Below are 10,991 nucleotides of genomic sequence, written 5' to 3'. Positions count from 1 at the left end.
TCGAAATCTATTAGGTATATGAATTTTTTTAAAAAATATTTAATTAATCTATGGCTTTTTTTCGGGAAAAATAAGCCATAGATTTTCGTCAATTTAAAGAGTTGACTATTTCTTCAAATGTTGTATTTGAGTCTATTCCCTGATAGAAGCCATTTTCGACATGCATTGGCGTAATTATATTGGTATTTTCCAATATTGGTTTATTGTTAAAGAAAACAGATAGTTTTTTTCCTACGTTTTGCTTTATAAGGAGATTAAATGGTTTACTGCAATGAGAGTTGTTTTTTACTTTGATGAAAATGGAATAGTAATTATCCCTTTTTTTCGGGGTGATTTCCTCTATACATAATGGAGTCAAACGAAAAGTTTCGCCATTTGCTTTATAGTCAATAGAAAAAGAATGTTTTTTGGAGACACAACCTGAAATATTTGTTATTAATATCAATAATATAACAGTTAATACCTTCATCTTTTCTCCTATTATCTGTTATAGTTAATCCATGAGCATGGAAAAATAGTATGGTGCAAAGGCTTACATTATTTTCCCATGTTCATATAATAATTTTCAATGAAAATTTTCATATTGGCAATCCTTACTTTTATTGCCAGAGTCAAGCGGTTATTTTCAAATGTCCATATCGTTCTCCGTAGGCATTTTTTTATTTTTTCCAATAGGATTATCTATTGAGCCCAATCCATTCCCTGATTGTTAATAAAATGTTCATAATTTGTTTGTAATATTACATCTTTACTCTATTTTATGTAATAAAATTACATAAAATAGAAAATATAGCGATAATAACGGCTTAAAAGTGGTCATATAAGTGGTAAATTTTCATTTTTTGCGATAAAATTTTAAACAATTTACAAATTGATTATTTTTAAGATTCTGCGGAAAAGTGGAATCATTTTAAGGAGGACTAATATGTCTTCATATCGTGAGTATCCTTGGTATCAGGTTCTTTTGCGTCGTATTGGTGCTGTTACTTTCGGTATCTTGGTGTTTCCGGTTATGTTGTTTCGTCGTGATCGCGTCCGTTTTTACAGTTATTTGTATCGTATTTGGGTAAAAACCAGCGATAAACCCGTATGGTTAAAACAATCAGAGCAGGTTATGACAGTCAGAAGTAGCTGACAACTGACAATTGGAGGCAGGTAACGGTATATTATTGTCATACAATCAATACACAGGACGAATATGATGCGTAATATTGAGCTGGAAAATGTGATTAACCAAGAGCTGAAAATTGACGAGTTTCAGGATTATGCCCCCAATGGTTTACAAGTTGAAGGGCGTGCTCATATTCAGCGAGTTGTTACTGGTGTTACTGCTTGTCAGGCTTTATTGGATGAAGCGGTTCGTCATCAGGCTGATGCCATCATCGTTCATCATGGCTATTTTTGGAAAAATGAGCCAACAGTGATTCGTGGTATGAAACGTAATCGCCTGAAAACTTTGCTCTGTAATGATATAAATTTATATGGTTATCATCTGCCCCTTGATGCCCATCCATCACTGGGAAATAACGTGCAATTAGCCCATCAGATCGGCGCGAAAGTCGTTGGATTAATTGATGCATTTGTGCCGCATGGGGAATTTGAACAGCCGATAACATCGGTGGAGTTAACTTCACGTATTGAACAGGCGCTTGGTCGCAAAGCGTTTCATGTCGGTGACAATGCACCTGCGGAGATTCGTACTCTTGCTTGGTGTACTGGCGGTGGTCAGAGTTTTATTCAACAAGCGGCTGAATTTGGTGTTGATGCTTTCATTACCGGTGAAGTGTCAGAGCAGACGGTTCATATTGCCCGTGAAATGGGGCTACATTTTTATGCCGCGGGCCATCATGCTACTGAACGTTATGGTATTAAGGCGTTGGGTGAATGGTTGGCTGATAATCATGGGTTGGACGTGACTTTTATCGATATTCCAAATCCGGCTTGATCACGTTTTCCTAAGGCGGAAATAAACGAAGCCCACTAATTGTGGGCTTCAAAGCTTTTGACAGGCTTTTCATAATTAACGTTTTTTTGTCAATAACGTTATTCTATCCGATTCATAGAATTGTGAATTTTGATCCTGGTGATCTCGCTACACACGCAAATAGAGGCTACGTTTGATAATTTAGAGAGCAAGTCTCTAGTACCTACTCTTGGATAAAGAGCATACACAAGGAAGGTGATGAGATCAATCTGGATCAGTGGTTCGCCAGCTCGAAAACCTGCTATTGCTGCGGTCATTAAAGTGCCGGAAATGCCGCTGTATAAGCGGATCTGGCAATGCCCTTGCTGTGGTGTTGAACATGACTGCGATATCAATGCGGCGCTCAACATACAGTGCAAGGGCACAACAGAATTACAGGCGGTGGGACTCGTCGTTTCTGCCCACGGAGGCCAGCGTAAATCCGTCATATCGACGGTTGCGGCCTGAGAAGTGGGAAGTCTCGCCGTTTGCGGCGGGGAGCAGTCACAGCTTTGCCCTTATCGTAATCAGATTTTATTATTATTTTTCCAACTGGCTTCCGAAATCACGTTTTGTGTAGCCGGTGTAGAGTTGACGTGGGCGAGCGATTTTCACGCCAGCATCATGCATTTCATTCCAGTGAGCGATCCAGCCGATAGTACGGGCAATGGCGAAAATAACAGTGAACATGGTGGATGGAATACCCATCGCTTTCAGGATAATGCCTGAGTAGAAATCCACGTTTGGATACAGTTTCTTCTCAATAAAGTAGGGGTCGTGTAGAGCGATACGTTCAAGCTCCATAGCAACTTCCAGCAGGCTGTCATTCAGGCCGAGTTCATCTAGCACTTCATGGCAGGTTTCACGCATGACGGTTGCACGAGGATCATAGTTTTTGTAAACACGATGACCAAATCCCATCAGACGGAAAGCATCATTCTTATCTTTGGCACGTTTAATAAATTCCGGAATATGTTCAACCGACTGAATTTCTTCCAGCATACGCAGACAAGCTTCGTTTGCGCCGCCATGAGCAGGCCCCCAAAGAGAAGCGATACCTGCGGCAATACAGGCAAATGGGTTAGCACCGGAGGAACCTGCGGTACGTACTGTCGAGGTAGACGCGTTCTGTTCATGGTCCGCGTGTAGGATAAAGATGCGATCCATGGCACGTTCCAGTACTGGGTTCACTTTATATTCTTCACATGGTGTAGAGAACATCATGTTTAGGAAGTTGCCTGCATAGGAGAGGTCATTGCGTGGATAAACGAATGGCTGACCAATAGAGTATTTGTAGCACATGGCGGCCACTGTCGGCATTTTTGACAGCAGGCGGTATGCGGTAATGTCACGGTGACGTGGATTGTTCACATCCAGGGCATCATGATAGAAAGCAGCCAGAGCACCAGTAACACCGCACAGTACGGCCATTGGGTGCGAATCACGGCGGAAGCCGTTGAACAGGCGATGGATCTGTTCGTGAATCATGGTGTGGCGGGTAATGGTTTTTTGGAATTTATCAAACTGTTCTTGTGTTGGTGTTTCACCATACAGCAGGATATAGCAGACTTCCAGATAAGTGGATTTTGTCGCTAGCTGGTCGATAGGGAAACCACGGTGCAACAATACACCTTCGTTACCATCAATGTAGGTGATCTTGGATTCGCAAGATGCGGTAGAAGTAAAACCAGGATCGTAGGTATAGAAACCTTGGGAGCCGAGAGTACGAACGTCGATGACTTTAGACCCAAGGGTCGGTGTTAGCACGTCCAATTCAATAGCAACTGAACCATTTGGGGTTAGAGTTGCTTTGTTATCTGCCATTACAGTCTCCTTAGCGCTTTCATTTTTATAACTCTTAACAACCACGGCAGAAAGACACCGTATAGAATCTATCTTATCAGGCTATTTTATCGACCATTCTTTGTCATCAAGAACGGGCTTGGACGGTGCTCTGACAAAAGCGGTCACTTTTGAATGCACTTTGGTGTGGCCCGCGCCGGTGAGCGATTTGTGAATGAACCGCCTCTTACAGACTGTGCGCATACTCCGGTTGCTGTGCAATCTGTGTTCCCAATTTATTGACAAGAATGGCCTACACCTATGATGTCTGGTGGAATAGGTTCTTATACTGCGTCCCCTGACACTGTACTACCGGGGAAAAACTGAAATCAGGCCAATATCACATTTAAGGCTGAAATCTCACCCTGGACGACAATGGTTTTTAGATTGTTAGCGAATTTTTGAGAGTTATGTTTTATGCATTGACTACAAAAATGATTATGATTCGTGTGGACTATACAGTTACATAACTTTAGCTTTTCTTGAGGTCTTTCCTCTTATCAAAAATCAATCTCAAAAGTGTTTTCAACCATATATGTAAGATAAATGTTTAAAGTTTGTCAAACAAGATAATTAATTTTGTGCAATATGTTTGAATCGTGATCTTAATCACTGTTCAGTGGAAATGTAGCTAATCATATTGTGTTGTAATTGTAATAATAATGTGAAGCACATATACTGCCGCCAGGTCTCCGGATTACCCTGCTGTAGGAGCACCCAGCGTAACTAAATCACAACATTCTTTAACATGAAGGATCTATCGTTTGATTGAATGTTGTGTCTTTGTATCCTCTTATCGCTGTCTGATTTCCGCCCAGGTCCGGAGGAAGGAAAATAATAAAAGAGCTGTGTGGGCAAAATTGTGAAAAAACAAAGACCTGTCAACCTTGATTTGCAGACGATACACTTTCCAGTCTCTGCAATAGCCTCGATCTTGCACCGTGTCTCCGGCGTCATTACTTTCGTAGCAGTAGGAATTCTCCTCTGGTTGTTAGGAATGTCTCTCTCCTCGCAAGAAGGGTTTCAGCAAGCCGCCGATATTATGACGGGATTTTTCGCTAAGTTTATTGTGTGGGGCATTCTGACCGCACTGGCTTATCATATCTGTGGTGGTGTCCGTCATATGCTGATGGATTTCGGCTACTTGGAAGAAAACTTAGCGGTCGGTAGTCTCTCTGCCAAAGTGGCAATCGGGATTGCTGTTATTCTGTCGATTCTGGCTGGAGTACTGGTATGGTAAGTAACGCATCTGCATTGGGTCGCACGGGTATCCATGATTGGCTATTATTGCGCGCGTCCGCAATGATTATTGTTTTATATGTTCTTTATATGCTGGGCTTTGTCGTTACAACGTCGGATATCACCTATGAAGTCTGGCGGGGTTTCTTCGCTTCATCCATCACTAAAGTCTTCACTGTGCTGGCACTGTTTTCCATTCTGGCTCACGCTTGGATTGGGATGTGGCAAGTACTCACTGACTATGTAAAGCCGTTGGCACTGCGTTTAATGCTGCAATTGGCGATTATCGTTGTACTGATGGCTTACTTGATTTATGGAACAATTGTGGTGTGGGGTGTATAGATGAAACTGCCAGTAAGAGAGTTTGATGCAGTCGTTATTGGTGCGGGTGGCGCTGGCATGCGCGCTGCACTACAAATTTCACAAATGGGATTATCCTGTGCTTTGATTTCCAAAGTATTTCCAACCCGTTCTCATACTGTATCCGCGCAGGGGGGGATCACCGTTGCGTTGGGTAACTCCCATGACGATAACTGGGAATGGCACATGTATGACACGGTGAAAGGCTCCGACTATATCGGTGACCAGGATGCGATTGAGTACATGTGTAAGACCGGGCCCGAGGCAATTCTGGAACTGGAACACATGGGGTTGCCATTTTCGCGTTTGGATGACGGTCGTATTTATCAACGTCCATTCGGTGGCCAGTCAAGAAACTTTGGTGGTGAACAAGCTGCACGTACCGCCGCGGCGGCAGACCGTACCGGCCATGCCTTGTTGCATACGCTGTATCAGCAGAACTTAAAAAATCACACCACTATTTTTTCCGAATGGTATTCGTTGGATTTGGTTAAAAATCAGGATGGCAGTATTGTGGGTTGTACCGCGATCTGTATTGAAACCGGTGAAGTGGTTTATTTCAAAGCGAAGGCCACTATTCTGGCAACGGGTGGTGCAGGTCGTATTTATCAATCAACAACTAACGCCCACATTAACACTGGTGATGGTGTCGGTATGGCGCTGCGTGCGGGTGTACCTGTACAGGATATGGAAATGTGGCAATTCCACCCAACCGGTATTGCCGGGGCAGGTGTTCTGGTAACAGAAGGCTGCCGTGGTGAAGGTGGTTATTTGCTGAATAAAGATGGCGAGCGCTTTATGGAGCGTTACGCGCCAAATGCTAAAGATTTGGCTGGTCGTGATGTAGTGGCACGTTCCATTATGATCGAAATTCGCGAAGGCCGTGGTTGTGAGGGTCCTTGGGGGCCTCATGCTAAGCTGAAATTGGATCATTTGGGCAAAGAAGTGCTGGAATCTCGTCTGCCGGGTATTCTTGAATTATCTCGTACTTTCGCCCACGTTGATCCGGTAAAAGAACCTATTCCGGTTATTCCAACTTGTCACTATATGATGGGGGGAATCCCAACTAAAGTGACCGGTCAAGCACTGACTATTAACGAGAAAGGCGAAGATGTGGTTATTCCGGGCCTGTTTGCTGTCGGTGAAATTGCCTGTGTATCAGTCCATGGCGCAAACCGTTTGGGTGGTAACTCGCTGCTGGATTTGGTGGTGTTTGGCCGTTCTGCCGGTTTGCACCTGAAAGAATCGTTGATGGAGCAGGGTACTAGCCGTGAAGCCAGCGAATCGGATATTGAAATATCCTTGCAACGTCTAAACCGTTGGAATAATACCCGTACGGGTGAAGATCCAGTTAGAATTCGTAAAGATTTACAAGCGTGTATGCAGAACAACTTCTCGGTATTCCGTGAAGGTGATGCAATGGCGAAGGGTTTAGCAGAACTGAAAGTTATCCGTGAACGTCTGAAAAGTGCACGTTTGGATGATACTTCATCAGAGTTTAATACCCAACGTATTGAGTGTCTGGAGCTTGATAACCTGATAGAAACGGCATTTTCTACGGCTGTTGCCGCTAACTTTCGTACGGAGAGTCGCGGTGCTCATAGCCGTTTCGACTATCCGGATCGTGATGATGCGAACTGGTTATGCCATACCCTCTATCTACCGCAAACTGAGACCATGACTCGTCGTGATGTCAACATGCAGCCAAAGCTGCGTGAAGCATTCCCGCCGAAAGCGCGTACTTACTAATGAGTTGCTGATAATCCAGTTGCGGAGGAATAGATTATGAAACTTGAATTTTCGATTTATCGTTACAACCCGGATGTTGACAGCGCTCCTCATATGCAGGATTACACGCTGGAAGCAGAAGAAGGGCGTGACATGATGTTGCTGGATGCGTTAATCCAGCTTAAAGAGCAGGACCCAACACTCTCTTTCCGTCGTTCTTGCCGTGAAGGTGTTTGTGGTTCTGACGGCCTCAACATGAATGGTAAAAATGGTCTGGCCTGTATTATGCCTGTTTCGGCTTTGCGGCGTGGTAGCAAGAAAATTGTTATCCGTCCATTGCCGGGTTTGCCGGTTATTCGTGACCTGGTTGTAGATATGGGGCAATTCTATGCACAATATGAGAAGATTCGCCCATATTTGCTGAATGACGGTAAAAACCCGCCGGCACGTGAACATTTGCAGTCACCTGCACAAAGGGAAAAACTCGATGGTCTGTACGAGTGTATTCTGTGTGCATGTTGTTCAACTTCCTGTCCGTCATTCTGGTGGAATCCTGATAAATTTATCGGGCCTGCGGGCTTACTGGCAGCATATCGCTTCCTGATTGACAGCCGTGATACTGAAACGGCTTCACGATTAGATAAGCTGAATGATGCTTTCAGTGTTTTCCGCTGCCATAGCATCATGAATTGTGTCAGTGTGTGCCCTAAGGGGTTGAATCCAACAAAAGCTATAGGCCATATTAAGTCTATGTTGCTAAAGCATAGTGCATAATTAGGTCCGCCCTCCGCGAGATTTTCTCTGTGGAGGGCATAAAGAATTGAAGAGTATAAGTTGCCAACTGCTAATGATGACAAAAGCTTGAAGTGAGGAACCTTTAAAAACGGTTAGGCGGTTTTTAAAGGTTCCTTGAAGGGTTCCGAAACCCAAAAGAGAACATGCATAAAGCACGTCCAAATGAACCTTTTATCGATACCGTATTTAAGCGGTAACAGTTAACCACGGCGAAAACTAAAGCTTTTAAAGCTTAAGGGATCACAATGCAGAACGGCGCAATGAAGGACTGGCTGGATTCAAGCTTCCTGGCTGGTTCAAACCAGTCTTACGTAGAGCAGATCTATGAAGACTATATAACCGATCCAAACTCCGTTGATGCAAGTTGGAGAGAAATTTTCCAACAATTGCCGAATGCGGGACTCAGCGGTGAACAACTCCACTCGCAGACGCGTGATTACTTCCGCCGTCTTGCGAAAGATACTACGCGTTATCATTCCTCTGTCAGCGATCCAGCAATGGATGCAAAACAAGTTAAAGTTTTGCAGCTCATTAACGCATTTCGCTTTCGCGGTCATCAAAATGCGAATCTTGACCCGTTGGGGTTATGGAAACAGGATAGTGTCCCTGATTTAGATCCTGCTTTCCATAATCTGACGGAAGCTGATTTTGCAGAGACATTTAACGTAGGTTCTTTTGCTCTCGGCAAAGAAACGATGAAGTTGGCTGATTTGTATGAAGCACTGAAACGCACTTATTGCGGTTCTATTGGTGCTGAATACATGCATATCACCAATACGGAAGAAAAACGTTGGATTCAGCAGCGTCTGGAGTCTGTTACTGTCAGCTCTCAGTTTAGCGTAGAGGAAAAGCAGCGTTTTCTGGCGGAACTGACGGCAGCCGAAGGTTTAGAACGTTATCTGGGCGCTAAGTTTCCGGGAGCGAAACGTTTCTCTCTTGAAGGTGGTGATGCGCTGATCCCAATGTTGAAGGATCTTATCCGCCATGCGGGTAAACATGACACACGAGAAGTTGTGCTGGGAATGGCTCACCGTGGTCGCCTCAACGTCTTGGTTAATATTTTAGGTAAAAAACCAGCTGATCTGTTTGATGAATTTGCGGGCAAGCATAAAGAGCACCTTGGTACCGGTGACGTGAAATATCATCAAGGTTTCTCGTCTGATTTTGCCACTGAGGGTGCCAAGGTTCATTTGGCGTTAGCATTTAACCCATCTCACCTTGAGATTGTCAGCCCTGTCGTTATTGGTTCAGTACGTGCCCGCCGTGATCGTCTGGATGAAGGCCGCAGTAATATGGTCTTGCCAATCACTATCCACGGTGATGCTGCTGTTACCGGCCAGGGCGTCGTGCAAGAAACCCTGAACATGTCTCAAGCTCGTGGTTATGAAGTGGGCGGTACAATTCGTATCGTCATCAATAACCAAATCGGTTTCACAACGTCTAATCCGAAGGATGCCCGTTCAACACAATACTGTACCGATATTATCAAAATGGTACAGACGCCGATTTTCCACGTTAATGCAGACGATCCAGAAGCGGTGGCATTTGTTACCCGTCTAGCACTGGATTTTCGTAATACCTTCAAACGCGATGTGATGATCGATTTGGTCTGTTACCGCCGTCATGGTCATAACGAAGCTGATGAGCCAAGTGCAACTCAGCCAAAGATGTATCAGAAAATTAAGAAACACCCAACGCCACGTAAAATCTATGGTGACAAGCTGGTGGCTGAGAACTTGATATCAGTCGATGATCTGACCGAGATAGTTAACCTGTATCGTGATGCCCTCGACCGTGGTGATTGTGTCGTTGATGAGTGGCGTTCAATGGGGCTGCACTCATTTACTTGGGAACCTTATCTTAATCACGATTGGGATGAAGAATATCCATATAAAGTCGATATTAAGCGTTTGCAGGATCTGGGTCGACGTATCAGTTCTGTTCCGGAAGAAGTGGAAATGCACTCCCGCGTAGCGAAAATTTATAATGACCGCGCAGAGATGGCGAACGGCGATAAATTGTTCGATTGGGGTGGGGCGGAAACGTTAGCCTACGCAACTTTAGTCGATGAAGGTGTTCCGGTGCGTTTGTCTGGTGAGGACGCGGGCCGTGGTACTTTCTTCCATCGTCATGCTGTGATTCATAATCAGGCTAATGGTTCTGTTTATGTGCCTCTGTCGAACGTTCATAACGGTCAGGGAGCATTCAATGTTTGGGATTCTGTTCTGTCTGAAGAAGCTGTTCTGGCGTTTGAATATGGTTATGCGACAACGGAACCCCGCGCTCTGACCATCTGGGAAGCGCAATTTGGTGATTTCGCTAACGGAGCACAGGTTGTTATTGACCAGTTCATCAGCTCAGGTGAGCAAAAATGGGGCCGTATGTGCGGTCTGGTTATGCTGTTGCCGCATGGTTATGAAGGTCAGGGGCCTGAACATTCCTCAGCCCGTTTGGAGCGTTATCTGCAACTGTGTGCAGAACAGAACATGCAGGTTTGTGTGCCGTCAACGCCGGCTCAGGTCTACCACATGCTTCGCCGTCAGGCTTTGCGCGGTATGCGTCGTCCGTTGATCGTTATGTCACCAAAATCACTGTTGCGTCATCCATTAGCCGTTTCTAGCTTGGATGAGTTGGCTAACGGTAAATTCCAGACGGTTATTGGTGAAATTGATGAGTTTGATCCGAAAGGCGTTAAACGAGTTGTACTCTGCTCAGGTAAAGTCTATTACGACCTGTTGGAGCAACGCCGTAAAAATGAACAAACTGATGTCGCTATCGTGCGTATTGAGCAACTATATCCATTCCCTCATCAGGATGTTCAGTCAACACTGGAACAGTATGCTCATGTGCATGATTTTGTCTGGTGCCAGGAAGAGCCATTAAATCAGGGGGCCTGGTATTGCAGTCAGCACAACTTCCGTGAAGTGATCCCGTTCGGGGCTTCTTTACGTTATGCAGGTCGTCCTGCGTCTGCTTCCCCGGCAGTTGGATATATGTCAGTTCACCAGCAACAACAACAAGAGCTGGTTAATGACGCACTGAACGTTGAATAAATAAAGGATAT

General features: G+C 44.6%; 9 protein-coding genes and 1 pseudogene. 8 read left to right on the top strand and 2 right to left on the bottom strand.

Annotated features, from left to right (window positions below):
* Nucleotides 1–88: 88 nt before the first annotated feature.
* Nucleotides 89–469: a hypothetical protein gene (locus tag KZ793_RS00875; protein ID WP_225812706.1), complete on the bottom strand. Its 381-nt coding sequence runs from the start codon at nucleotides 467–469 to the stop codon at nucleotides 89–91.
* Nucleotides 470–925: 456 nt separating this feature from the next.
* On the opposite strand from KZ793_RS00875, the gene KZ793_RS00870 reads away from it, so the two are divergent.
* The 3 genes and pseudogenes from KZ793_RS00870 to KZ793_RS00860 all read left to right on the top strand — a co-directional run.
* A complete protein-coding gene (locus tag KZ793_RS00870) occupies nucleotides 926–1,135 on the top strand; it encodes a YbfA family protein (RefSeq protein WP_225812704.1) in 210 nt (69 codons plus the stop codon).
* A 66-nt stretch (nucleotides 1,136–1,201) separates the two neighbouring features.
* Entirely contained in the window at nucleotides 1,202–1,945 is a 744-nt protein-coding gene (locus KZ793_RS00865) for a type 2 GTP cyclohydrolase I (protein WP_225812815.1), read from the top strand.
* A 245-nt stretch (nucleotides 1,946–2,190) separates the two neighbouring features.
* Nucleotides 2,191–2,431, top strand: a pseudogene (locus tag KZ793_RS00860) (zinc ribbon domain-containing protein); the annotation flags it as partial.
* Between the two features lie 72 nt (nucleotides 2,432–2,503).
* Here KZ793_RS00860 and KZ793_RS00855 read toward each other — a convergent pair.
* On the bottom strand, nucleotides 2,504–3,787 hold the full coding sequence (locus KZ793_RS00855; RefSeq protein WP_225812702.1) for a citrate synthase: 1,284 nt from the start codon (nucleotides 3,785–3,787) through the stop codon (nucleotides 2,504–2,506).
* Between the two features lie 868 nt (nucleotides 3,788–4,655).
* Between KZ793_RS00855 and sdhC the strand changes: the two genes are divergently transcribed.
* The 5 genes from sdhC (at nucleotide 4,656) to sucA (ending at nucleotide 10,980) form a co-directional block, all read left to right on the top strand.
* The gene (gene sdhC, locus KZ793_RS00850; RefSeq protein ID WP_214054103.1) at nucleotides 4,656–5,045 is read left to right on the top strand and encodes a succinate dehydrogenase cytochrome b556 subunit; all 390 of its coding nucleotides are present in this window, start codon (nucleotides 4,656–4,658) and stop codon (nucleotides 5,043–5,045) included.
* A complete protein-coding gene (gene sdhD / locus KZ793_RS00845) occupies nucleotides 5,039–5,386 on the top strand; it encodes a succinate dehydrogenase membrane anchor subunit (RefSeq protein WP_118985720.1) in 348 nt (115 codons plus the stop codon). Before sdhC ends, sdhD begins: the two co-directional genes overlap by 7 nt.
* Complete coding sequence (gene sdhA / locus KZ793_RS00840; protein ID WP_225812694.1) at nucleotides 5,387–7,153, top strand: succinate dehydrogenase flavoprotein subunit; 1,767 nt, start codon at nucleotides 5,387–5,389, stop codon at nucleotides 7,151–7,153. It abuts the gene before it with no gap.
* Nucleotides 7,154–7,189: 36 nt separating this feature from the next.
* Nucleotides 7,190–7,906: a succinate dehydrogenase iron-sulfur subunit gene (locus KZ793_RS00835; RefSeq protein ID WP_225812693.1), complete on the top strand. Its 717-nt coding sequence runs from the start codon at nucleotides 7,190–7,192 to the stop codon at nucleotides 7,904–7,906.
* 266 nt (nucleotides 7,907–8,172) lie between these two features.
* A complete protein-coding gene (gene sucA, locus KZ793_RS00830; protein ID WP_225812691.1) occupies nucleotides 8,173–10,980 on the top strand; it encodes a 2-oxoglutarate dehydrogenase E1 component in 2,808 nt (935 codons plus the stop codon).
* Nucleotides 10,981–10,991 lie beyond the last annotated feature (11 nt).

The sequence above is a fragment of the Photorhabdus antumapuensis genome, from assembly GCF_020387775.1.
GTDB classification, from domain to species: domain Bacteria; phylum Pseudomonadota; class Gammaproteobacteria; order Enterobacterales; family Enterobacteriaceae; genus Photorhabdus; species Photorhabdus antumapuensis.
This window is presented reverse-complemented; position numbering and strand designations above follow the sequence as displayed.

Excerpts from the sequence above, each read along its gene's own strand:
- sucA (WP_225812691.1), top strand. The coding sequence starts at position 8,173 with ATGCAGAACGGCGCAATGAAGGACTGGCTGGATTCAAGCTTCCTGGCT.
- sdhD (WP_118985720.1), top strand. The coding sequence starts at position 5,039 with ATGGTAAGTAACGCATCTGCATTGGGTCGCACGGGTATCCATGATTGG.
- KZ793_RS00875 (WP_225812706.1), bottom strand. The coding sequence starts at position 469 with ATGAAGGTATTAACTGTTATATTATTGATATTAATAACAAATATTTCA.
- sdhA (WP_225812694.1), top strand. The coding sequence starts at position 5,387 with ATGAAACTGCCAGTAAGAGAGTTTGATGCAGTCGTTATTGGTGCGGGT.
- KZ793_RS00855 (WP_225812702.1), bottom strand. The coding sequence starts at position 3,787 with ATGGCAGATAACAAAGCAACTCTAACCCCAAATGGTTCAGTTGCTATT.
- KZ793_RS00865 (WP_225812815.1), top strand. The coding sequence starts at position 1,202 with ATGCGTAATATTGAGCTGGAAAATGTGATTAACCAAGAGCTGAAAATT.
- KZ793_RS00835 (WP_225812693.1), top strand. The coding sequence starts at position 7,190 with ATGAAACTTGAATTTTCGATTTATCGTTACAACCCGGATGTTGACAGC.
- KZ793_RS00870 (WP_225812704.1), top strand. The coding sequence starts at position 926 with ATGTCTTCATATCGTGAGTATCCTTGGTATCAGGTTCTTTTGCGTCGT.